This is a genomic window from Mycolicibacterium rhodesiae (assembly GCF_002086695.1).
Lineage (GTDB): Bacteria > Actinomycetota > Actinomycetes > Mycobacteriales > Mycobacteriaceae > Mycobacterium > Mycobacterium rhodesiae.
Map to the genome: position 1 here is coordinate 1 of NZ_MVIH01000019.1, position 22,283 is coordinate 22,283.

Annotated in this window: 19 protein-coding genes, 1 pseudogene and 1 riboswitch; of the genes and pseudogenes, 10 read left to right on the forward strand and 10 right to left on the reverse strand. The window is 66.4% G+C overall.

Features of this window, described 5'->3' with window-relative positions; all coding sequences use genetic code 11:
• Window positions 1-325, reverse strand: a pseudogene (locus BST42_RS29950) (hypothetical protein); the annotation flags it as partial.
• A gap of 216 nt (window positions 326-541) precedes the next feature.
• Between BST42_RS29950 and BST42_RS25135 the strand changes: the two are divergent.
• On the forward strand, window positions 542-772 hold the full coding sequence (locus tag BST42_RS25135; protein WP_083122176.1) for a hypothetical protein: 231 nt from the start codon (window positions 542-544) through the stop codon (window positions 770-772).
• Between the two features lie 62 nt (window positions 773-834).
• Here BST42_RS25135 and BST42_RS25140 read toward each other — a convergent pair whose 3' ends face one another.
• The gene (locus BST42_RS25140; RefSeq protein WP_083122179.1) at window positions 835-1,638 is read right to left on the reverse strand and encodes an exodeoxyribonuclease III; all 804 of its coding nucleotides are present in this window, start codon (window positions 1,636-1,638) and stop codon (window positions 835-837) included.
• 51 nt (window positions 1,639-1,689) lie between these two features.
• On the opposite strand from BST42_RS25140, the gene BST42_RS25145 reads away from it, so the two are divergent.
• Complete coding sequence (locus tag BST42_RS25145; RefSeq protein WP_110918776.1) at window positions 1,690-2,532, forward strand: epoxide hydrolase EphH; 843 nt, start codon at window positions 1,690-1,692, stop codon at window positions 2,530-2,532.
• Here BST42_RS25145 and BST42_RS25150 read toward each other — a convergent pair.
• On the reverse strand, window positions 2,525-4,750 hold the full coding sequence (locus BST42_RS25150) for an NADP-dependent isocitrate dehydrogenase (RefSeq protein ID WP_083122182.1): 2,226 nt from the start codon (window positions 4,748-4,750) through the stop codon (window positions 2,525-2,527). The genes BST42_RS25145 and BST42_RS25150 overlap by 8 nt on opposite strands.
• A gap of 179 nt (window positions 4,751-4,929) precedes the next feature.
• Window positions 4,930-5,049: riboswitch (SAM riboswitch) on the forward strand.
• Between the two features lie 44 nt (window positions 5,050-5,093).
• Between BST42_RS25150 and BST42_RS25155 the strand changes: the two genes are divergently transcribed.
• From BST42_RS25155 to BST42_RS25175, 5 genes are read left to right on the forward strand one after another with little or no spacing between them, the layout of a single operon-like run.
• Window positions 5,094-6,446, forward strand: a complete 1,353-nt coding sequence (locus tag BST42_RS25155; protein WP_083122185.1) for a bifunctional o-acetylhomoserine/o-acetylserine sulfhydrylase — start codon at window positions 5,094-5,096, stop codon at window positions 6,444-6,446.
• A gap of 11 nt (window positions 6,447-6,457) precedes the next feature.
• Window positions 6,458-7,597, forward strand: coding sequence for a homoserine O-acetyltransferase MetX (gene metX, locus BST42_RS25160; protein WP_083122188.1), 1,140 nt, complete (start codon window positions 6,458-6,460; stop codon window positions 7,595-7,597).
• Entirely contained in the window at window positions 7,594-8,328 is a 735-nt protein-coding gene (locus BST42_RS25165; protein ID WP_083122191.1) for a class I SAM-dependent methyltransferase, read from the forward strand. The genes metX and BST42_RS25165 overlap by 4 nt, the downstream gene beginning before the upstream one ends.
• A 7-nt stretch (window positions 8,329-8,335) precedes the next feature.
• Complete coding sequence (locus tag BST42_RS25170) at window positions 8,336-9,523, forward strand: sensor domain-containing diguanylate cyclase (protein WP_165760926.1); 1,188 nt, start codon at window positions 8,336-8,338, stop codon at window positions 9,521-9,523.
• An 11-nt stretch (window positions 9,524-9,534) separates the two neighbouring features.
• On the forward strand, window positions 9,535-10,707 hold the full coding sequence (locus BST42_RS25175; RefSeq protein ID WP_083122198.1) for a GGDEF domain-containing protein: 1,173 nt from the start codon (window positions 9,535-9,537) through the stop codon (window positions 10,705-10,707).
• 4 nt (window positions 10,708-10,711) lie between these two features.
• Here the strand turns inward: BST42_RS25175 and BST42_RS25180 are convergent, their stop codons facing one another.
• From BST42_RS25180 to BST42_RS25195, 4 genes are all read right to left on the reverse strand, one after another.
• Entirely contained in the window at window positions 10,712-12,223 is a 1,512-nt protein-coding gene (locus BST42_RS25180; RefSeq protein WP_083122202.1) for an FAD-dependent monooxygenase, read from the reverse strand.
• The gene (locus tag BST42_RS25185) at window positions 12,220-12,828 is read right to left on the reverse strand and encodes a TetR/AcrR family transcriptional regulator (protein WP_083122205.1); all 609 of its coding nucleotides are present in this window, start codon (window positions 12,826-12,828) and stop codon (window positions 12,220-12,222) included. Before BST42_RS25185 ends, BST42_RS25180 begins: the two co-directional genes overlap by 4 nt.
• A gap of 137 nt (window positions 12,829-12,965) precedes the next feature.
• A complete protein-coding gene (locus BST42_RS25190; RefSeq protein ID WP_435406068.1) occupies window positions 12,966-13,241 on the reverse strand; it encodes a DUF3017 domain-containing protein in 276 nt (91 codons plus the stop codon).
• 50 nt (window positions 13,242-13,291) lie between these two features.
• Complete coding sequence (locus BST42_RS25195; RefSeq protein ID WP_083122403.1) at window positions 13,292-14,140, reverse strand: bifunctional methylenetetrahydrofolate dehydrogenase/methenyltetrahydrofolate cyclohydrolase; 849 nt, start codon at window positions 14,138-14,140, stop codon at window positions 13,292-13,294.
• Between the two features lie 70 nt (window positions 14,141-14,210).
• On the opposite strand from BST42_RS25195, the gene BST42_RS25200 reads away from it, so the two are divergent.
• The 3 genes from BST42_RS25200 (at window position 14,211) to BST42_RS25210 (ending at window position 18,572) form a co-directional block, all read left to right on the forward strand.
• Window positions 14,211-15,410 (forward strand): NADH:flavin oxidoreductase, encoded by a 1,200-nt coding sequence (locus BST42_RS25200; protein ID WP_083122208.1) that lies wholly within the window; start codon window positions 14,211-14,213, stop codon window positions 15,408-15,410.
• Between the two features lie 37 nt (window positions 15,411-15,447).
• Complete coding sequence (locus BST42_RS25205; protein WP_083122211.1) at window positions 15,448-18,024, forward strand: FHA domain-containing protein; 2,577 nt, start codon at window positions 15,448-15,450, stop codon at window positions 18,022-18,024.
• A 92-nt stretch (window positions 18,025-18,116) separates the two neighbouring features.
• Window positions 18,117-18,572: an MPT63 family protein gene (locus BST42_RS25210; RefSeq protein WP_083122215.1), complete on the forward strand. Its 456-nt coding sequence runs from the start codon at window positions 18,117-18,119 to the stop codon at window positions 18,570-18,572.
• Here the strand turns inward: BST42_RS25210 and BST42_RS25215 are convergent, their stop codons facing one another.
• The 3 genes from BST42_RS25215 to BST42_RS25225 all read right to left on the reverse strand — a co-directional run bounded on the left by BST42_RS25215 (window position 18,573) and on the right by BST42_RS25225 (window position 22,267).
• Complete coding sequence (locus BST42_RS25215) at window positions 18,573-19,910, reverse strand: DUF1254 domain-containing protein (protein WP_435406069.1); 1,338 nt, start codon at window positions 19,908-19,910, stop codon at window positions 18,573-18,575. It abuts the gene before it with no gap.
• 88 nt (window positions 19,911-19,998) lie between these two features.
• On the reverse strand, window positions 19,999-20,997 hold the full coding sequence (locus BST42_RS25220; RefSeq protein WP_308207544.1) for a PDR/VanB family oxidoreductase: 999 nt from the start codon (window positions 20,995-20,997) through the stop codon (window positions 19,999-20,001).
• Window positions 20,998-21,013: 16 nt separating this feature from the next.
• Window positions 21,014-22,267, reverse strand: a complete 1,254-nt coding sequence (locus BST42_RS25225) for a cytochrome P450 (RefSeq protein ID WP_083122222.1) — start codon at window positions 22,265-22,267, stop codon at window positions 21,014-21,016.
• Between the last annotated feature and the right edge of the window lie 16 nt (window positions 22,268-22,283).

Below are 22,283 nucleotides of genomic sequence, written 5' to 3' on the forward strand. Positions count from 1 at the left end.
CACCCCCCGCAACCGGCACACGACGCGCCAACCCCACCCCCGAAACCGACTGCACCACACCAGAAGGCACCGACACCGGCCGCACCGATCGCGGCACTGTCGACACCTTGGACTTCACGCCGGCCCGCGACACCGCACCAGCGGGCGGCGCCGGGCGAGCTGATCTCGCGGTGCGAGTCGGGCGCGGCTGGGTGTTCTTCGCAGCTACCGATGACGAATCCGTCTCCGGCGCGTCGGCATTGGCAACGCCGACGGCTTGCGGACCGGCCAGCCACACCCCCACCGCAAAGGCGGCCGCACCCAATCGTCGTTTGCGTTGTGCCACTGTGCGCCCCCCGGCTTGTACAGGACAGACTCCCGTCGGGCTGACAGCGTATCCATAGACCGCCGCCGCCCGGGCGAGATTTGTCGCACACGTCAGGGGACTCGGCGACTGCGTTTGGAGCAAAGGGCCGTGCACAGCTGTCCCCCGATCGGTGGACACGAAAACCGGCTGAGCGGCCGATCGACGAGTTGGATCTGGCAGCGAATGATTTGAGTCATGACCACGAACCGCCTCAAGGCCTTGATCGCAGCCCCCGCCCTCGCCGCCGCCGTCATCGGTGGTGCCGCCCTCGCGTTCGCCGGACCGGCCAGCGCGACGACTACCTTGAACGACTACTCGCCGTACACCGACAGCTCATCGACCGGCAACTTCTACGCCCCGACCACCTACGCCACCCCGGCCACGACGTACGTCCCGTGGGGCGCCTGGATCAACGGAAGCTACTAGACCACCAAGACCATGGGCCGGTTGCCTCATCCCCCCGAGGCGACCGGCCCATTCGTGTCGGCTCAGCCGAATTCGACGGTCACCGGAGCGTGGTCGGACCAGCGCAGCGCATACAGGGCCGGCTTCTCGACGCGGGCGGCCACAGCGCGGGCCGCCAGGTTCTCACTGGCCAGGTGGTAGTCGATGCGCCAGCCTGCGTCGTTGTCGAACGCCTTACCGCGCCACGACCACCAGCTGTACGGGCCGGCGACATCGGGATTGAGCCGCCGCATGACGTCCACCCAGCCGGAGTCCAGCAGGTCGGTGAGCCACTGCCGCTCGCTGGGCAGGAAGCCGGCCTTCTTGACGTTGGCCTTCCAGGCCTTGATGTCGTTTTCGGTGTGGGCGATGTTCCAGTCGCCGCAGATCACCGCGTCGCGTCCATCGGCGGTCAGCTCCGTCATCCGCTTGGCCAGCGCAGCCATGAACCGTTCCTTCTCCAGCTGGCGGTCGGTGCCTGCTTCGCCGGTGTGGACGTACACACTGGCGACCGTTTCACCACCGGCCAGATCTGCCTCGACGTAGCGGCCGTGTAGCTCGAATTCGGTTGCCGCCAAGCCGATCCGGACCGCCGCGAACGGGGTCCGGGACAGGATCGCCACCCCGCTGCGCCCCTTGAGATGCGGGCTGGCCGAGGCCAGATGCCAGCCGTCGGCCACCGCCGGGGCCAGCGCCTCGGCGATCTGCTCGTCGTCGGAGCGGGTTTCCTGCAGGCACACGACGTCGGCCGCGGTCTGCGACAGCCAGGCCAGCAGACCGAGGTTCTCGGCGGACCGCTGCCGGACAGCGGCCCGGACGCCGTTGACATTGATGGTGGTCACGATCACGGGAGAAAACCTATCTTGCGGTACCGGCGGTATCACCTTTACGGTCTGGTTGTGGCGACCCGCGAATCAATCCGTCTAGGTGCCGGCGAACCGATCCTGCTCCTGCACCCGTTCATGATGTCCTCCTACGTCTGGTCCGAGGTTGCGCCCGCGCTGGCCGAGACCGGCCGCTTCGAGGTGTTCGCGCCGTCGATGGCCGGTCACAACGGTGGCCCGCGCAGCCGGTCGTTGATCCTGGACTCCTCGACCCTGGCCGACCACGTCGAGCGCCAGCTCGACGAGATGGGCTGGGACACCGCCCATATCGTCGGCAACTCGCTGGGCGGCTGGGTGGCCTTCGAGCTCGAGCGACGCGGCCGGGCCAGGACACTGACCGGAATCGCGCCGGCCGGCGGCTGGCACCGCTGGTCACCGGTGAAATACGAGATCGTCGGCAAGTTCGTCGCCGGCCTGCCGGTGTGGCTGACCGCCCGGCTACTGGGCGAGCGCGCGCTGCGCCTGCCTGGCGTCAAAGCCGCCGCCACGGTGCCGATCAGCGCCACCCCGCGGGGTGTGACCGAGGTGCAGCTGCAGGAGATCCTCGACGACGTCACGCACTGTCCGGCCTACTACCAGCTGCTGATCAAGGCGTTGCTGATGCCGGGACTGATGGAGCTGACCGAGTTGTCGGTCCCGACGCACCTCGTGGTGTGTGAACGTGACCGGGTGCTGCCGCATCCACGGTTCACCAAGCACTTCCACACGAACATCCCGGAAATCACCAAGGTCACCCATCTCGACGGTGTCGGGCACATCCCGATGTTCGAGGCCCCGGATCGGGTCACGAACCTGATCACCGAATGGGTCGACGCCCACGTGCCACCGGTGCGGCAGCCGGAGGCCGGAGCTAGCTGAGCACGGAGTTGAAGGTCTTGGAAGGCCGCATCACCGCAGTGGTCTTCTCCCGGTCCGGGTAGTAGTACCCACCGATATCAACGGCCTGGCCCTGCACCTCGGCCAGTTCGGCGATGATCGCGTCCTCGTTCTCGGCGAGGGTCTTGGCGAGCGGCGCGAAATGCTCGGCCAGTTCCTTGTCCTCGGTTTGCTCGGCAAGTGCCTGAGCCCAATACAGCGCGAGGTAGAACTGGCTACCGCGGTTATCCAGCTCGCCTGCCTTGCGCGACGGATTCTTGTTGGCGTTCAACAACTCTCCGACCGCGGTGTCCAGCGTCGTCGCCAGCACCTTGGCTTTCGGGTTGTCGGTCTTGTTGCCCAGATCCTCGAGGCTGGCGCCGATCGCGAGGAACTCACCGAGGGAATCCCAGCGCAGGTGGTTCTCCTCCACCAGCTGATGGACGTGCTTGGGCGCCGACCCGCCGGCACCGGTCTCGTACAGGCCGCCGCCGGCCATCAGCGGCACGATCGACAGCATCTTGGCGCTGGTGCCCAGCTCCAGGATCGGGAACAGGTCGGTGAGGTAGTCGCGCAGGATGTTGCCGGTAGCGGCAATGGTGTCCTGCCCGCGGATCACCCGCTCGAGGGTGTACCGCATGGCCCACACCTGCGGCAGGATCGTGATGTCGAGGCCCTCGGTGTCCTCTTCGGCGAGGTAGGCCTTCACCTTCTTGCGCAACTCGTTCTCGTGCGGACGCTCGTCGTCGAGCCAGAACACCGTCGTCATGCCGGACAGCCGTGCCCGGTTGACCGCCAGCTTGACCCAGTCGCGGATCGGGGCGTCCTTGACGATCGGCATGCGCCAGATGTCGCCCTCCTCGACGTCCCACGACAGCAGCACCTCGCCGGTGTCGACGTCGACGATGTCGGCTACGCCGTCGACCGGGATCTCGAAGGTCTTGTCGTGGCTGCCGTACTCCTCGGCCTTCTGCGCCATCAGGCCGACGTTGGGAACGGTGCCCATCGTGGTCGGATCGAACTGACCGTGGGTCTTACAGAAGTTGATCATCTCCTGGTACATCCGGGAGAACGTCGACTCCGGGTTGACGGCCTTGGTGTCCTTGGTGCGGCCGTCGGCGCCGTACATCTTGCCGCCGAGCCGGATCATCGCGGGCATCGAGGCGTCGACGATCACGTCGGACGGCGAGTGGAAGTTCGAGATGCCCTTGGCCGAGTCCACCATCGCCAGTTCCGGCCGGTGCTCGTGGCACTTGTGCAGGTCTTCGATGATCTCTTCACGCTGCGAGGCCGGCAGCGATTCGATCTTGTCGTAGAGGTCGGACAGGCCGTTGTTGACGTTGACGCCGAGCTCGTCGAACAGCTTTCCGTGCTTGGCGAAGGCGTCCTTGTAGAAGACCTTCACCGCGTGGCCGAACACGATCGGGTGCGACACCTTCATCATGGTGGCCTTGACGTGCAGCGAGAACATCACGCCCGTCTTGTAGGCGTCCTCGATCTCCTTCTCGTAGAAGTCGATCAGCGCCTTCTTGCTCATGAACATGCTGTCGATGACGTCGCCGTTGTCGAGCTTGACCTCGGGCTTGAGCACGATCGGGTCACCGGTCTTGGGCGTCAGCACCATCTTCACGGTGCGGTCCTTATCCAGCGTCATCGACTTCTCGCCGTGGTAGAAGTCACCGGTCTTCATGGTCGCCACGTGGGTGCGCGACGCCTGCGACCACTGCCCCATGCTGTGTGGGTGCTTCTTGGCGTACTCCTTGACCGCCTTGGGAGCGCGACGGTCTGAGTTGCCTTCGCGCAGAACCGGATTCACCGCGCTGCCGAGGATCTTGCCGTAGCGCTGACGGATCTCCTTTTCCTCGTCGGTCTTCGGATCGCCAGGAAAGTCCGGCAGGTCGTAACCCTTGGACTTGAGCTCTTTGATGGCCGCGACCAGCTGCGGTACCGAGGCGCTGATGTTGGGCAGCTTGATGATGTTGGCGCTCGGGTCCTGGGTCAGCGCGCCGAGTTCGGCCAGGTTGTCCGGCACCTTCTGCTCGTCGGTGAGCCGGTCGCTGAACTCGGCGAGGATGCGCGCGGCCACCGAGATGTCGCTGGTCTTGACGTCGATGCCGGCCGCCTCGACGAACGTGCGCAACACCGGCAGGAACGCATACGTCGCCAGCAGCGGCGCCTCATCGGTGAGCGTGTAGATGATGGTCGGGTTCTCGGCGCTCATGTGCTGTTGTCTCCCGGGCGGTCAGTCAGGTGCTTTGGCGGCTATCAGTATCGCGTCGCTTTTGAACCTACGTGATCGCCGTCGTCGTATCTGTTGAGAGGTCTGCGTCACAGTCGTACCCGCATGACGCCGGATATCCCGCTGGCCTCCCGTTACGAAGGTCCGCTATGCTCTGAAGCGGTCATGAGCGCCAGCGTCAAGCCCCGGCTCGCTGGCCGGCAACCCTCCAACCGCGGTGGGGTGCTCCGGGTGAAGACCAGGTTGAGCAGCTGCAACTAGCTGCACGGCAAGCGCGGGTCCGCTCAGAACGGGCCCCCAGAACAGATGGAGGTTCGTTTTTCATATGAGCACGTCAGATACCGCGGATCCGACCGCGAACTGGTCCTTCGAGACCAAGCAGATCCACGCCGGCCAAACCCCGGATGCCGCGACGCACGCCCGGGCACTGCCGATCTACGCCACCACGTCGTACACCTTCGACAACACCGACCACGCCGCCGCGCTGTTCGGGCTGGCCGAGCCGGGCAACATCTACACCCGGATCATGAATCCGACCCAGGACACCGTCGAGCAGCGGATCGCCGCCCTCGAAGGTGGCGTGGCCGCGCTGTTCCTGGCCTCCGGTCAGGCCGCGGAGACCTTCGCGATCCTGAACATCGCCGAGGCCGGCGATCACATCGTGTCTTCTCCCCGGCTGTACGGCGGCACCTACAACCTGCTGCACTACACGCTGCCGAAGCTGGGCATCGAGACGACGTTCGTCGAGAACCCCGACGACCCGGAGTCGTGGCAGGCGGCGGTCCGGCCGAACACCAAGGCCTTCTTCGGCGAGACGATCTCCAACCCGCAAATCGACATCCTGGACATTCCGGCGGTCTCGAAGGTGGCCCACGACAACGGCGTTCCGCTGATCGTCGACAACACCATTGCGACGCCGTACCTGATCCAGCCGATCGCCCACGGCGCCGACATCGTGGTGCACTCGGCGACCAAGTACCTGGGGGGCCACGGCACCGCGATCGCCGGGGTGATCGTCGACGGCGGCACGTTCGACTGGACCGCAAGCGGACGCTTCCCTGGTTTTACAACACCGGACCCCAGCTATCACGGCGTGGTGTTCGCCGAGCTCGGCCCGCCGGCCTATGCACTCAAGGCGCGTGTTCAGCTGCTGCGCGACCTCGGCTCGGCGGCCTCGCCGTTCAATGCCTTCCTGATCGCTCAAGGCCTGGAGACGCTCAGCCTGCGGATCGAACGCCATGTGTCCAACGCGCTGAAGGTGGCCGAATACCTGGCCGGGCATTCCGACGTGGTGTCGGTCAACTACGCCGGCCTGCCGACCTCACCGTGGTACGAGAGGGCAAAGAAGTTGGCGCCCAAGGGAACCGGCGCGGTGCTGGCCTTCGAGCTGGCCGGCGGCGTCGAGGCCGGTAAGGCGTTCGTCAACGCACTCACGCTACACAGTCACGTCGCCAACATCGGCGATGTGCGTTCGCTGGTGATCCACCCGGCATCGACCACTCACCAGCAGCTGTCCGCCGAGGAGCAGTTGGCCACCGGCGTCACTCCGGGTCTGGTCCGACTTGCCGTCGGCCTCGAGGGCATCGACGACATCCTGGCCGACCTGGAGCGCGGCTTCGCCGCCGCCAAGTCCGTGTCGGCGGATGCCTCGAAGCCGCGGGCCGTGGCGGCCCTTTGAGTGAGCCTGACATGACCATCAGCGATGAACGCGTAATGACCCTGCCCGCCGAAGGTGAAATCGGCGTCGTCGACATCGGCCCGCTGACGCTGGAAAGCGGCGAGGTGCTCGAACACGTGTCGATCGCCGTGCAGCGCTGGGGCGAGCTCTCCGCAGACCGTGACAACGTCGTCGTCGCGCTGCACGCGCTGACCGGGGATTCGCATCTGACCGGGTCTGCCGGCCCCGGGCACCCCACCCCCGGCTGGTGGGACGGTGTCGCGGGCCCCGGCGCCCCGATCGACACCACCCGCTGGTGCGCGATCGCCACCAATGTTCTGGGCGGCTGCCGCGGCTCGACCGGGCCGAGTTCGCTGGCCCGCGACGGGAAACCCTGGGGTTCGCGATTCCCGATCATCACGGTGCGTGACCAGGTCAACGCCGACGTGGCCGCGCTGGAAGCGCTCGGCATCACCGACGTCGCGGCGCTGGTGGGCGGCTCGATGGGCGGTGCCAGGGCACTGGAATGGATGGTCGGCTATCCCGACCGGGTGCGGGCGGCGCTGGTGCTGGCCGTCGGAGCCCGCGCGACCGCCGACCAGATCGGCACGCAGAGCACCCAGATCGCGGCGATCAAGGCCGATCCGAACTGGCAGGGCGGCGATTATCACGGCACCGGCCGCCGCCCCGACGTCGGGCTGCAGCTGGCCCGCCGGTTCGCCCACCTCACCTACCGCGGTGAGGTGGAGCTGGACAACCGGTTCGGCAATGCCGCCCAGGACGACGAGGACACGCTGGCCGGCGGCCGGTACGCCGTGCAGAGCTACCTGGAGTATCAGGGCGCCAAGCTGGTCGACCGGTTCGACGCAGGCAGCTACGTGACGCTGACCGAGACGTTGTCCAACCACGACGTCGGGCGGGGGCGCGGCGGCATCGCGGCGGCATTGGCGTCGTGCCCGGTGCCGACGGTGGTCGGCGGCATCACCTCCGACCGGCTGTACCCGCTGCGGCTGCAGCAGGAGCTGGCCGCGCTGCTGCCGAACTGTTCCGGGCTCAACGTCGTCGATTCGATCTACGGGCACGACGGCTTCCTCGTCGAGACCGACGCGGTGGGCGACCTGATCCGCCGGACGCTCGATCTGGCCGACGGCAGAAGTATCCGCACGCCGTGACGGAGTCACGGCAGGAACGCTCGCTGTCCTTCGGGTCCGAGGCCGCGGCCTACGAGCGGGGCCGCCCGTCGTATCCGCCGGAGGCCATCGACTGGCTGCTGCCGCCCGGCGCTCGCGACGTACTGGATCTGGGTGCCGGTACCGGCAAGCTGACCACCCGGCTGGTCGAGCGCGGCCTGGACGTGGTGGCCGTCGATCCGTTGGCAGAGATGCTGGAGTTGCTCAGCTCGGCACTGCCCGACACCCCGGCGCTGCTCGGTACCGCCGAGCAGATTCCGTTGGCCGACAACAGCGTTGACGCTGTTCTGGTCGCGCAAGCCTGGCACTGGTTCGATCCGGAACGAGCCGTCGCCGAAGTTGCCCGGGTGCTGCGACCGGGTGGGCGGCTGGGATTGGTGTGGAACGCCCGGGACGAACGCCTGGGCTGGGTCAAGGACCTCGGGCGCATCATCGGGCACGAGAATGCTCAGTTCAACGACTCCACCACGCTGCCCGAGCCGTTCGCCGACGTCGAACATCACCGGGTTGAGTGGACGAGTTACCTGACGCCGCAAGCACTTATCGATCTGGTGGCGTCGCGCAGCTACTGCATCACCTCGCCGGCCCAGGTGCGCACCCAGACCCTCGACGAGGTGCGCAACTTGCTGAACACACATCCGGCACTGGCGAACTCGACGGGTCTGGCGCTGCCCTACATCACCGTGGGCATTCGGGCTACGCTGGCGAACTGAGTGCATGATGTCGGCGAATCGTTGGCTGGCTGCTCTGGCCGCCGCCGCGGTTCCGGCCTTCCACTGTCGCAGGGCCGACGACGGAGTCGCAATCGTCTCCCGCACACCAGAGTTCGTCGGTGTCATGCAGGCCCTCGCCGGCCGGCTCGACGAACGTTCGTTGCTGGAACGGCTCACCGATCAGTGGCCGACGTCCGGCGCTGACGCTCCGTTCACGATCGCGGCGGCACACGACCCGCCCTGGCAGTGCGCGTTGCAGCCGCTTGACGGTGACGCCGACGACCATCTGGCGATCCTGAGCCTGCCTGCGGCGTGGCAGGAACCGAACGACGCGTTCTTCTCGATCGTGGAGAACCTGCCCGATGTGGTCACCCGCTTCGACCGCGAGTACCGCTACCGCTACGCCAACCCGCCGATGGCCAGGCTGACCGGGATCCCGCATGAGACCCGGCTGGGCAGGACGCAATACGAGGTCGGCACATCCGACGAACTCGCAGGCGCCTTCCAGTCGACCTATCAGCAGGTCTTCGACACCGGCGAACCCGTGGAACTGGAATTCGACTATCCCGGGCCGAGCGGGCTGCGCCACTATCTGGGTCGCGCGACACCGGAGTTCGACCACGAGGGCCGGGTCCAGACCGTCTTGTCGGTGGTCCGCGACATCACCGAACTCAAGCGGCTTCAGCACCAGTTGGAACAACTCGCCGGAACCGACCCGTTGACCTCGCTGCTCAACCGTCGCAGCTTCGTCGCGCGACTGGACACCGAGCTGGCGCGCGTGCGACGCGAGCGCGGTGAGCTCAGTCTGTTGGTGCTCGATCTGAACAACTTCAAGCGCATCAATGACCGGTTCGGCCACGCCGGCGGGGATCAAGTGCTCGAGGCGGTGGGTCGAATCCTGTTGTCCGAAAATGATTCTCATCACATCGCGGCTCGCCTGGGCGGTGACGAGTTTTGCGTCGCGCTCGTCGACACCGGCGAGGCCGCTGCGCGCAAGGTCGCCCAGCGGATCGACGAGTGCGTCAGCAACATCATGTTGGACGGCGCCGAGCCGATCGGGGTGAGCGTGAGCGTCGGTGTCGCCGTCGCTGATCAGCAGGACACCACCGCGCTCGACCTGCTGGCACGGGTCGACAAGCTGATGTATCAGGTGAAGTTCGGCAGCGCGGATGAGACGGGCAGCGAAGGCCGCTAAGGTCCGTAGACATGAGCACCGGGGAGCAGTGGCTCAATTGGCTTGCCGCGGGCGATGTTGCGGCTTTCCTGTGCCGGCGCGACGGTGCAGAGGTCGTGATCGTCGACCGGACGCCGGTGTTCGAGGCGGTGGCGATTCTCGGCGATGGCTGGCCGGGCGAGGAGGCACTGCGAGCCCGGCTGGCTCAGGGATGGCCCGACCGCGACGGTTCGCCGTCGGTCCTTCACGTCGACGACGCACCGGAGTGGACGTGCGTCGTACAGGCGATCGACGACCACGCGTCGAGTTGTGTGGGCATCGTTCGCCGGACGACGGCGCGGCAGCGGTACAACGACGGCTTCCACTCGATCGTGGAGACCCTGCCCGACATCGTCGCGCGGCTTGACCGCAATCACCGCCACCTCTACATCAATCCCGCCATCGAGCAGATGACCGGCCTGTCCCCGCAGGCGTTCATTGGCAAGAGCAAGCGGGAGATCGGGCTGCCGCCAGAGTTGGTGGCCCAGTGGGAGTCCCTTGTCGATCGCGTCCTGGCCAGCGGGGCGCCGGCCGAGGAGGTGCATGAACTGCCCACCTCGCACGGATTCCGCCATTTCCTGACCCGAGTGGTGCCCGAATACCGCGGCGACGGTGAACTGCGGACCGTCCTGAGCACGTCCCACGACATCACCGAACTGACATCGTTGCAGCGCCAGCTCGCGGTGCTGGCCAGTACCGATCCCCTGACTTCGCTGCTGAACCGACGCGGGCTTCTGGAACGCCTGGAGGAAGAACTGTCCCGGTCTCGGCTCGGTAGCGGGCACGTGAACCTGTTGATGTTGGACGTCAACAACTTCAAAGCCATCAACGACGAACACGGTCACATGGCCGGCGATCACGTGCTGGTGGCTATCGCCGAGGTGCTGCGCAAGCTCGTCGGAGCCAACGACTTCGTCGCCCGCATCGGTGGTGACGAATTCTGCGTCGGGCTGGTCGATTCCGACCCCCACTCGGTCCGAGCGGCAGCCGAACACGTTCGCCGACGCATCCGGGATCTCGGCGCCGGCGACGGGTGCCCGTGTGAGGTCAGCGTGAGCGTCGGCCACACCGCGGACACGGGAGCCGACCAGAGCGTCTCCGACCTCATGGCGCACGCCGATCAGTCGATGTATGCCGACAAAGCGGACCGCCGGGATCAGCGTTGACGGCTCACTCGGGGTGTCCGAACCAGCGGGACAGCGCCGCCTTCAGGTTCTGGGCATCGGACTCCTCGAAATCGTCTGCGGCCCAAGCCACGTAACCGTCGGGGCGGATGAGAAGGGCGGCGGGGCCCTCGGCCAGTTGTCCCTGCACGATGTCCACGCGGTCCGTCCAGTCGGCCGCCTGCGCCGCGGCGGCACCTCCGCACAGATCGAGCAACACCGGCCGGGCGTTGTGCAGCAGGCCTGCCACCGGCCGCCCGTCGTCGAGGGTCAGGTCCGGCACGAGGTAGCCGGACAGCGGGTGGTCGTCACCGACGTCGTACCGCACATCCGAGCCGGCGAGCAGCCGCCCCAGGTGTTGGGTGACCTCAGGGATCGCGATCAGCTCGGTGAAAAGCGCACGCAGTTCGGCCACTTCGGGACCCGATGCCATCAGCGCGCTCTGGGCCATCGAATGCATCATGACGCGGCGGCCAACCGGATGGCGCTCGGTCTCATAGCTGTCGAGCAGTCCGGGTGGCGCCCAGCCGTTGACCTCGGCAGCCATTTTCCAGCCGAGGTTCACCGCGTCCTGCAGGCCGAGGTTCAGCCCGGGGCCACCCATCGCCGAGTGCACGTGGGCGGCGTCGCCGAGCAGCAGGACACGGCCGGCCCGGTAATGCTCGGCCTGCCTGGTGTTCTGGCCGTCGATCCGGCGCTTCGCGTGCGGCCCCGGGCCGCGGGGCTCCTCCAGCGGCACGTCGACGCCCAAGATCCGCTGAAGGCTGGCGCGCAGTTCGGCCAGTGTCAGCGGACCGTCCTCGTCGGCGCGCCCCTCCTCGCGGGTACCCACCAGCAGCACACCCGGCTGAAGGCTGCCGGCCAGCACCATTCCTCTGTCGAACCTGTTGTGCCCGAACGCGATATGGCCGACACCGGGGATGTTCAAGCCACCGTCGGGGGCGCGAAGCTCGTCGGGCACCTCCACCTGGGCCAGCCGCGCCACCGTCTCCGACGTGGTGCCCGGGAAGTCGATGCCGACGCTCTTTCGCACCAGACTTCGCCCACCGTCAGCGCCCACGAGGTAGCCGGCGGTCAGCTCGTAGATGCCGTCGGCGGTGGCGACGCTCAGCGCGACACCGTCCTCACCCGGCTGGAGCGCCGTCAATTCGTGACCCCACCGCAGATCGACACCGAGGTCGCGGGCACGCTTCTCGAGCAGTCGGACCAGCCGGGGCTGCGGCATCATCATCGCGTACATCGGGCTGGTGGACGGGTCGGGATAGGCCAGTTGCATCCCGGAGAACATCCATCCCGGCAAGGCCTGCGGCCTGTCCTCCCCGGTGAACGCCGAATACAGGCCTCGCATATCGAGCATCCGAACCACTTGCCCGACAAGGCCGTTGGCCTTGGGCTCGTCGCCGGCAGCGGGCAGGGCGTCGAGGACGACCGGGGTGATCCCGGCCAGGGCCAGTTCGCAGGCCAGCATCAGGCCATTGGGCCCGGCGCCGGAGATGACGACTTCGTGGTTCTCGATCATGACGATTTCCTCTTCGGTTCGGGAAGTCCTGCAACGACATCGGCGAAGGCGCGGCGCATCAGGCCGACGATCGGAACGGGCGGGTCGGCGGTGATGTAGGTGTCCATGGCCGCTTCGGCGACGGCACGGATGCTGGCGGCGACCAGGCGCGGATACATGTCGCGCGCCGGGTCGGTCCCGGTGCGCTCGGCGATCGCCTCGATCCATTCGGACATCAGATTGTTGGCCAACGCATTGCGCACCTCGATGGCCATGTTCAGCTCGACGAGCTGGTCCAATTGCGCGCGCGTCGGGGCGTAATCCTCGCCCATCTCGGCGAGCAGCGGCTCGAGCACCGATTCGGTGATCGCCGTCCAGAGTGGCTCACCCGCCGGCCACGAGCGAAAAGCCGTGAGACTGCGGCGCATTCGCTCGATCTGGCGGTAGGCGATCGCCTCGTACTTGCCTGCGAAGTAGTTGTTGAACGTGCGCAGGGACACCCCGGCGCGCTCGGCGATGGCCTCGCGGGTGACGTTGTCCAGCCCGCGCTCGAAGACCAGATGCAGGGCGGCGTCGCTGAGCGCCCTGCGGGTGTCGGCCTTTTTGCGTTCGCGCAATCCGTCCATGCCGCTACGGTACCCACAAAGTTGCACACTGTGCAAGATTGCCCAGTGTGCAAAACTATCGATTGCGCCGAAAGTGCACTTGTTCGCGCCCCTTGCCGGGCGATGTGTTCAACTTCTGCAGTTTGGGCGCAGGACGACTAGCTAGTGCCCAGCGGGTCGATCGTCGAGGCGACGTAGACCATGATCACGCAGACCGTGGTCATCGTCGCGAAGTCGACACCGCGGGAGCGCACGACCAGCAGACCCGCGCGGTCCTCGGTGAGCACCAACCGCAGTGCGGCGGCCACCCCTACCGCGATGCCGATCAGCAGTGAGCCTCGGCGCCAGAACCCGGCCGCCACCAAGACGAAGGCGACCACGAAGATCAGCCCGACACCGAGGATCGGCCACTGCGAGCGCACCACCCGCCTGATGAAGTCGACCGCCTCCGCGCCGGTCGGCAGTCGGCGCTTCGCGCGAGCCGTCACTGGGCTGCTTCGGCCAGTTCGACGACGTTGGTCAGCAGGAAGGCCCTGGTCAGCGGGCCAACTCCGCCGGGGTTGGGCGACACCTGGCCGGCGACTTCCCAGACATCGGGATGCACGTCGCCGGTGAGCTTGCCCTCCACCCGGCTCACACCTACGTCGACGACGGCCGCGCCGGGCTTCACCATGTCGGCTTTGAGCATGTGCGGCACACCGACGGCGGCGACGATGATGTCGGCCTGCCGGGTCAGCTCAGGAAGATCACGAGTTCCGGTGTGGCACAACGTCACTGTCGCGTTCTCACTGCGACGGGTGAGCAGCAGGCCGAGCGGGCGACCAACCGTCACACCACGGCCGATGACCACCACGTGCGCGCCGGCGATCGGCACATCGAAGCGGCGCAGCAGGTGCACGATGCCGCGCGGCGTGCAGGGCAGCGGCGCGGCCTTGCCGAGAACCAGGCGGCCCAGGTTGGTCGGGTGCAGGCCGTCGGCGTCCTTGTCCGGGTCGACGCGTTCGAGCGCGGCGTTCTCGTCGAGATGACGCGGCAACGGCAGCTGCACGATGTATCCGGTGCACTCGGGGTTGGCGTTGAGTTCGTCGAGGGTGTCATCGAGTTGCGCCTGGCTCACGTCGGCGGGCAGATCGCGCCGGATCGAGGTGATCCCCACCTTTGCGCAGTCCGAGTGCTTGCCCTTCACGTAAGCGTGCGAACCGGGGTCGTCGCCGACCAGGACGGTGCCCAGTCCCGGAGTGCGTCCGGCCGCGGTCAGCGCCGCCACCCGATCCTTCAGATCGACGAAAATCTCGTCGCGGGTGAGCTTGCCGTCCAGGGTGATAGCGACCACGCGCCACATTGTTCCACCGCACCGGGAGCTGTCGTTGACAGCATCGAGTTCGGCGTGGTCAGCTGCGGTTATGAACAGTGCGCCCGATGTGTTCAGCCCGGCCAAACTCGGTCCCATCACCCTGCGCAACCGCACCATCAAGTCGGCCACCTTCGAGGCGCGAACCCCCGACGACGTGGTCTCCGATGACCTGATCGCGTTCCACCGGGCGATCGCCGCGGGCGGCATCGGGATGACGACCGTCGCCTACACCGCGGTGAGCCAGGGCGGGCGCACCAACGGCGGGCAGATCTGGATGCGTCCGGAAGCGGTGCCCGGCCTGCGCCGGCTCGCCGACGCCGTGCACGCCGAGGGTGCGGCGATTAGCGCGCAGATCGGTCACGCGGGCCCGGTCGCGAACGCCCGCTCCAACAAGGCGACCGCATTGGCGCCGGTTCGGTTCTTCAACCCGCTGTCGATGAAGTTCGCCAAGCACGCCACCCGCGACGACATCAACAACGTCATCGCAGCGCACGCTTCGGCGGCCCGATTCGCCATCGACTCCGGATTCGACGCCGTCGAGATCCACCTCGGCCACAACTATCTGGCCAGCTCGTTCCTCTCCCCGATGATCAACCGACGCACCGACGAGTTCGGCGGATCGCTGGAGAACCGGGCCAAGGTGGCCCGCGGCATCGTGATGGCGGTACGCCGCGAGGTCGAACGCCTGGGTCCGGCCCCGATCGCGGTGACCGCCAAGCTCAACATGGCCGACGGAGTGCGCGGCTCGATCCAGATCGAGGAGTCGCTGCAGACCGCCAAGTGGCTGGAGGAAGACGGCGGCCTGGACGCCATCGAACTCACCGCGGGCAGCTCACTGCTCAACCCGATGTACCTGTTCCGCGGCGATGCCCCGGTCAAAGAGTTCGCCGCGGCGCAGAAATGGCCGCTGAACTGGGGCATGCGGATGACCGGCAAGAAGTTCATGCGGGAATACCCCTACCGGGAGACCTACCTGCTGCGCGACGCCGAACAGTTCCGCAAAGAGCTGACCATGCCGCTGATCCTGCTCGGCGGCATCACCAACCGCGAAAGCATGGACCGCGCGATGGCCGAGGGATTCGAGTTCGTGGCGATGGGCCGCGCGCTGCTGGCCGAGCCCGACCTGCTTAATCGCATTCAGGCCGACGGCGACGCCCACTCGGTGAAGTCGCTGTGCACGCACTGCAACAAATGCATGCCGACCATCTACTCGCGGACCCTGTGCGTGGTGACGGGCGGTCCTGCCTGACGGGCCGACGGGGCCGTTACCGATAGAGTTGCTCTCGATGACTCGACCAGCCGCGCCCGATCTGACAGTTCGGTACGACGGGTCGGAGCGTACTTTCGCCGCAGGGCACGACGTCGTGGTAGGCCGCGACCTCCGTGCCGACGTGCGAATCGCCCACCCCTTGATCTCCCGCGCCCATCTGGTGCTCCGTTTCGACCACGGCCGATGGATGGCCATCGACAACGGCTCACTGAACGGCATGTTCGTCAATGGCCGCCGGGTACCGTCCGTCGACATCAGTGACGGCCTGACCATCAACGTCGGCAATCCCGACGGGCCCCCGATGAGCTTCGGCCTGGGCCGGCATCAGGGCTCGGTGGGACGCCCACCGCAGACCTCGTCGGTGCGGGTGTCGGCTCCGCCGTCGTCGCCCTCGTGGCCGGCCAACCCGAGCCGGGGAGCGCCGACCGCCGGGCAGTGGCAGCCCCCGCCGTCACAAGCCCAGCCCACCCACCAGCCGCCGGTGTATCCCACCAGTGGCTCGCGGGCCCAGCCGACCTACCACCCGCCTGCCGCGACGGGGCCGGTGGGCCATCAGCAGGCGGCGGCGCCCACCCAGATGCGTCCGGCCGTCGGCAAGCCCGCACAGTCGTCGTCGAATCTCGCGACGTCGATGCTGAAGATCCTGCGCCCGGGCGCGCCCGGCGACGTGCCACCGGGCGCGATCAAGATCGGCCGCGCGACCGACAACGACATCGTCATCCCCGATGTGCTGGCCTCGCGCCACCACGCCACGCTGATCCCGACGCCGGGCGGCATGGAGATCGTCGACAACCGCAGCATCAACGGCACGTTCGTCAACGGCAGCCGGGTCGACACCGCGATGCTGAACGAGGGCGACACCGTCACGATCGGCAACATCGACCTCGTCTTCGCCGGGGGCACCCTGGTCCGGCGCACCGAGACGTCGGCGGCCACCGCCACCGGTGGCCTGGACGTACGCGCGGTGACGTGGACGATCGAGCACAACAAGACGCTGCTGGACAACATCTCGCTGACCGCGCGCCCCGGCACGCTGACCGCGGTGATCGGCCCGTCCGGCGCAGGCAAGTCGACGTTCGCCCGACTGGTCGCCGGCTACACCCATCCGACAAGTGGCACAGTCACTTTCGAGGGTCACAACATCCATGCCGAGTACGCCTCGCTGCGCTCCCGGATCGGCATGGTGCCGCAGGACGACGTGGTGCACGGCCAGCTGACCGTGAACCAGGCACTGATGTACGCCGCGGAGCTGCGACTGCCGCCGGACACCACCAAGGAAGACCGGCAGCAGGTGGTGGCCCAGGTGCTCGCCGAGCTGGAGATGACCCAGCACCAGAACACCCGGGTGGACAAGCTCTCCGGCGGTCAGCGCAAGCGCGCGTCGGTGGCCCTCGAGCTGCTGACCGGCCCGTCGCTGCTGATCCTCGACGAGCCGACGTCCGGCCTGGACCCGGCGCTGGACCGCCAGGTCATGACGATGCTGCGACAGCTGGCCGACGCCGGCCGCGTGGTGCTGGTGGTCACGCACTCGCTGACCTATCTCGACGTGTGCGACCAGGTGCTGCTGCTGGCGCCCGGCGGCAAGACGGCGTTCTGCGGTCCGCCCAGCCAGATCGGGCCCGCGATGGGCACCACCAACTGGGCCGACATCTTCAGCTCGGTCGCCGGTGATCCCGACGGCGCGTACCAGCGCTACCTGCAGCAGACCGGGCCCGCTCCCCCACCACCGCCGGTGGAGACGCCGTCGAACATGGGCGAGCCGACGCACACCAGCCTGTTGCGCCAGTTCTCCACGATCGCGCGGCGCCAGATGCGGCTGATCATCTCTGACCGTGGCTATTTCGCGTTCCTGGCGCTGCTGCCGTTCATCATGGGTGTGCTGTCGCTGTCGGTGCCCGGCACCGTGGGCTTCGGCGTACCCAACCCGATGGGTGATGCGCCCAACGAGCCCGGCCAGATCCTGGTGTTGCTCAACGTCGGCGCGATCTTCATGGGTACCGCGCTGACCGTGCGCGATCTGATCGGTGAACGGCCGATCTTCCGAAGAGAACAAGCCGTCGGGCTGTCGACGACGGCATACCTGCTGGCGAAGGTCTGCATCTACGCGGTGTTCGCGATCGTGCAGTCGACGATCGTCACCGCGATCACGATTGCGGGCAAGGGCGGGCCCACCCAGGGCTCGCTGACGTTCCTGAGCCCCACGCTGGAGCTGTTCGTGGTGATGGCGGCGACGACGGTGACCGCGGCGATGGTGGGTCTGGCGCTCTCGGCGTTGGCCAAGTCCAACGAGCAGATCATGCCGCTGCTGGTGGTCGCCGTCATGAGCCAGCTGGTGTTCTCCGGCGGCATGATCCCGGTGACCGGGCGCCTGGTGCTCGATCAGCTGTCCTGGTTCACCCCGGCGCGCTGGGGTTTCGCGGCGTCGGCCTCGACCATCGACCTGATCAAGTTGGTGCCGGGCCCGCTGACGCCGAAGGACCGGCACTGGGAGCACACCGCGTCAGCGTGGTGGTTCAACATGGGCATGCTCGGCGCGCTGTGCATCGGGTACCTGTCGCTGGTGCGCTGGAAGATCCGGCTCAAGGGCGCATAGGTTCTCAAGCCAGATTCCGTTGACATGCAGCGCAACTGGAATTCGCATCTAGGTTGACTGCTGTTCATCCGGCGTCCATAGCGTCTGCGGCCATGAGGATGAAAGCGGCGGCGCTGGCCGCAGCAGTGAGCCTGTCGGTCGTGCTGGCGCCCGTCGCGGCGGCCGATCCGAGCGTCGACAAGTTCGGCGGCTGGAACCACCTCGTCGACAACGGCGACCAGGTGATCACGATCTGGAAGGTCTCCGGCCTGAAGCCCAGCACCGACACCATCCCCGGTTACCCGCTCGCGGGCACGCTGTGGGAGGCGACGGCCAAGGTGCGCGCCGCCAGGGGCACCGTCACGCCGATCATCCCGGACTTCAACGCACGCGCCAACGGGGCCAACTACCCGGTGCTGTGGCAGGCCGCCACACCGCAGGGCATCAGCGGCGCGACCCTGCAGCAGGGCGACACGTCCTGGGGCAAGCTGTATTTCGACGTCACCGGACCCGCGCCGACCTCGGTGGTCTACAACAACGGGGTCGAAGACCTGCTGGTCTGGAAGTAGTCAGCTCCTGACCGCTTGGGGGCCATTCCACGTGCCGTTGAGCGCTTCTTCCGTGGGCCAGTACAGCCGCAGGATCATCTGGAATGGTCCCTCCGGTGCGGGTAGCCAGTTGGACTCGTAACCGATGCCGGGCGAGCGATTCTGAATGTGGATCGTGTATCCACCGTCCGGATCGGGAACCAGGCTCGGCAGCATCGGCGAGTTGATCAGATACCGGTCGATGGAGTTGGCCACCAACAAACTCTCGGGCATCTTGTACATCGTGATCGACCAGAACGAGTTCACCGGCGGCAGCTGCCCGGGCCCGAACCGCAGTGTGTACGTGCCGGCTCCGGTCAGTGGCGCGCCGCTCGAGTCCGTCGCGATTACCGGGTACATGGCCTCGGCCGCAACGTTGCCGTAAATCCCCAATACCGACCCTGCCATGCGGTAGAGGTAGTTGTTCTTCAGTTCTGCGTGGGTGCCGAACAGCTGCCCGGAGGTGACGCGGCCCGTGTTCAGCTTCTCCTTTTGGAACGTCGTCAGCTCTGCCCAGGCGTCGGCCATGCCGTCCTTTACGGCGTGCAGCGTCTCCTTGCTCATGGTGTCTGGATCGAAGTGGCCGTCGGGGCCGATTCCAATGGTCGCGAATCGGTCCCGCAGCTCCTTCTCGTCGGGCAGCACGGGCGCGAACTTGAGGACGAAGTTGAGGATCTGGAAGAACTTCGGCGAGGTCTTCTGCTCATCGGGGGTCAGCGGGGTGATGAAGTCCGTCGGTGTAGCCGTGGCTGCGCTCTTTCCCTCGAAGGCCGACAGCGGTTCGGCGGTGTAGCCGGCCTGAATTCGCGTGACGTTGTCGATGTCAGCGGGCGCGAACAGCTGGGTTCGGTAGATGACGAACGAGAAGTCGGTGGCCGAGCGAATCACCTCGTCGATGCCCTGCGGCTTGTCACCATTCCACCCGGGCCCCGCCAGCAGATACTTGCCGCCGGCATTACCGGTCGTGCGGCTGCCCACGTAGGCGTAGTCGTAGGTATAGCCGTCGACGAACTGCAATGAGTAATAGCGGCCTGCCTCGATCGGCGGCACCGTGAGCACCAAGGGCTCAGCCCGCAGATCCGCGCCGAGCATTGTGTACGGCGTGTCCGAGTTAGGCGTTTGGATGGTGGTGTCGGCAGGTGTGAAGACGCGGGCGATGCTGTGGGTTTGATTCCAGTCGCCCTTGTACTGAGGGTTGTTCTTATCGATGAAGTAGGAGTGCTGGATTCGGTAGTTGTCGACCATGGGGAAGCCGTATGTGTAGGCCTCTTTGGCGATCTCGCGCACACTCAAACCCGAAACATTCGCTGTCACTGGCAGTCCCCTTCAAGTCAACATGTCTACCGCACAACGTCATCCTGTCGTGCACAGTATGCAGGCGGGCGTGCCCCCCAAGGCCGATCACTCCTCACAGGTCCAGTACCAGCCTCTGCGACCGGGCGCGGGAGACGCAGATCATCATCGTTTCGTTGGCGTCTTGTTCGGCGTCATTCAGTACGGAGTCGCGGTGGTCGAGCTCACCCTCGATGATGTCGGATTCACAGGTCCCGCACACACCCTCCATACACGACCCGAGTACGTCGACGCCCGCGATCTCACACGCCTGATAGATCGACTGGTCCTGTGCCACAGTGAAAGTCACGCCAGATCGGCGGCATTCCAGTTCAAACGACGTCAGGCCTTCCACCGTGTCGTCACGCGACCTTGCCGAGAAGCGCTCGACGTGCAGGCTGTTGTCGGGCCATCTCTCGCATGCCGTCCCGACCGCCTCCAGCAGGCCTTCGGGGCCGCAGCAGTAGACGCCGGTGTTGCCATCCGGTTCTGACAGGGCGGCCGTGAGGGCGGTCCGGAAGTCAGGTCCCTCGCGCTTATCTCGGCAGCAGATGGTGACCCGCCGGCCGTGCCGTTCGAGAACATCGAGGTAAGGCATCGATGACCGCGTCCGGCCACCATAGAGCAACTGCCACTGCGACCCGGCAGCTTCTGCCGCTGTAATCATGGGCAGGATCGGCGTGATGCCGATCCCGCCTGCGATGAACAGGTAGCGCGGCGAGCTCACCAACGGAAAGTGATTGCGCGGAAGGCGAACTCGTACCATAGCACCTTCCCTCAGCCTGTCGTGGACGAACTGGGATCCGCCACGGCTGTTCGGGTCGAGCAGTACACCGACTCGCCACTCCGTGCGGTTCGCCGGCTCGCCACACAACGAATATTGGCGTATCAACGAGGGCGTCATGAGCAGGTCGATGTGCGCCCCGGGCGCCCAATCCGGCAGTTCCGCGCCGCGAGGATCGGCCAATGTCAAGGTCACGACATCGTCTGCGGCGTATTCGCGGCGCCGGACCACAACGTCGAGTTCGGCCCGAGTGAGGTCCATTCGGCGAGGAGCCGCCTCCCCGGTACTCACGACACTCGTTCGCCGTTCAATGGCCCATCGCCGAGCGGCGCACGGGAATCGAGTTGTACTGGTTGAGAAACAGCGCCCGCAGCCGGGTCGGTTCGCCGTCCAGCTCGAGATCGGGAAATCGTTCCAGAGTCTGCTGGATCCACAGCTTGAGCTCAAGCCGCGCGAGATTGGCGCCCAGGCAGAAGTGCCGCCCGCGGCCACCGAAGGCCTGGTGGGTATCGGCCAGCGCTTCGCGAGTGAGGTCGAACCGATGGGGGTCCGGAAACCTGCTCTCATCGCGGTTCGACGCGACATACCACAGCAGCACACGATCGCCTTCCTTGATCGCCTTGCCATGCAGCTCAGTGTCTTTGGTTGCCGCACGAGCCATGAACGCAAACGCAGGAAAACAGCGCAGCCCCTCCTCCACAGCGGCCTCGACCAGGCCTGGGTTCTCCCGCAACTGCTCTCGCAGTTGGGGATTGCGCAAGATCTCAAGCATCGTCGCGCTGTACGTCGCCCGAGTCGAGTCGTTTCCGGCTGACATCAGCAGGATGAAAAAGGTCGCGAGTTCCAGTTCGTTGAGCTTTTCGCCACCTACCTCGGCATCCATTAAGGCGGTGAGGAGGTCGTCAGCCGGAGTTGCACGGCGTTCGGTGATCTTGCCGTCGACATAGCTGACGATCTCCTCGACCACGGCCCAGGTGTCGGTCCATTCTTCGCGGATCTCCGGATCCTCGAACGCCGTGAAGACGTTTGTCCAGTGCACCAGCATCTCGTCGTCTTCCGGCGGAGTGCCGAGGAGTGATCCGATCACCCGTGCCGGAATGGGCCGAGCGACATCAGCGACCAGGTCGAACCGCTCCCGGTCAGCGACGGTGTCGAGAACATGCCCGATGATTCGCTTGATCGCGTCCTCGTGCAAGGCGACCCGCTCAGGCGTGAATGCCTTGATCACCAAGGCCTTGAGCCGGTCGTGCCGAGGTGGATCCATTGAAATCAACTGCAGCCGTTGGACATCCAATGGTGCACCGATGTCGTCATAGGTGAAGATTCCGCGTAGCTCCGAGGAGAATGTCCTGTGGTCACGGCTCACTGCACGGACATCGTCGTACCGGGTGATCGACCAGAAGCCACCCTCGCCGGGCGCAATGTTCTGCGGGCTGAAATGTGCCGGCGCCTCACGCTGCAACCTGGTAAAGAGCTCGTACGGCACGCCGTTGTCCCAGACAGCGGGGTCGGCGAGGTCAACGCTGTCGAGGTCTACATACGTGGCATCTGCTCTACTCATCGTTCCCTCAGTTGGT

What these genes read in the sequence shown, in the direction of transcription:
- BST42_RS25150 (WP_083122182.1), bottom strand. Translation starts at nt 4,750, where the DNA reads ATGAGCGCCGAGAACCCGACCATCATCTACACGCTCACCGATGAGGCG.
- BST42_RS25175 (WP_083122198.1), top strand. Translation starts at nt 9,535, where the DNA reads ATGAGCACCGGGGAGCAGTGGCTCAATTGGCTTGCCGCGGGCGATGTT.
- BST42_RS25210 (WP_083122215.1), top strand. Translation starts at nt 18,117, where the DNA reads ATGAGGATGAAAGCGGCGGCGCTGGCCGCAGCAGTGAGCCTGTCGGTC.
- BST42_RS25200 (WP_083122208.1), top strand. Translation starts at nt 14,211, where the DNA reads ATGAACAGTGCGCCCGATGTGTTCAGCCCGGCCAAACTCGGTCCCATC.
- BST42_RS25205 (WP_083122211.1), top strand. Translation starts at nt 15,448, where the DNA reads ATGACTCGACCAGCCGCGCCCGATCTGACAGTTCGGTACGACGGGTCG.
- BST42_RS25155 (WP_083122185.1), top strand. Translation starts at nt 5,094, where the DNA reads ATGAGCACGTCAGATACCGCGGATCCGACCGCGAACTGGTCCTTCGAG.
- metX (WP_083122188.1), top strand. Translation starts at nt 6,458, where the DNA reads ATGACCATCAGCGATGAACGCGTAATGACCCTGCCCGCCGAAGGTGAA.
- BST42_RS25135 (WP_083122176.1), top strand. Translation starts at nt 542, where the DNA reads ATGACCACGAACCGCCTCAAGGCCTTGATCGCAGCCCCCGCCCTCGCC.
- BST42_RS25185 (WP_083122205.1), bottom strand. Translation starts at nt 12,828, where the DNA reads ATGGACGGATTGCGCGAACGCAAAAAGGCCGACACCCGCAGGGCGCTC.
- BST42_RS25170 (WP_165760926.1), top strand. Translation starts at nt 8,336, where the DNA reads ATGTCGGCGAATCGTTGGCTGGCTGCTCTGGCCGCCGCCGCGGTTCCG.
- BST42_RS25225 (WP_083122222.1), bottom strand. Translation starts at nt 22,267, where the DNA reads ATGAGTAGAGCAGATGCCACGTATGTAGACCTCGACAGCGTTGACCTC.
- BST42_RS25180 (WP_083122202.1), bottom strand. Translation starts at nt 12,223, where the DNA reads ATGATCGAGAACCACGAAGTCGTCATCTCCGGCGCCGGGCCCAATGGC.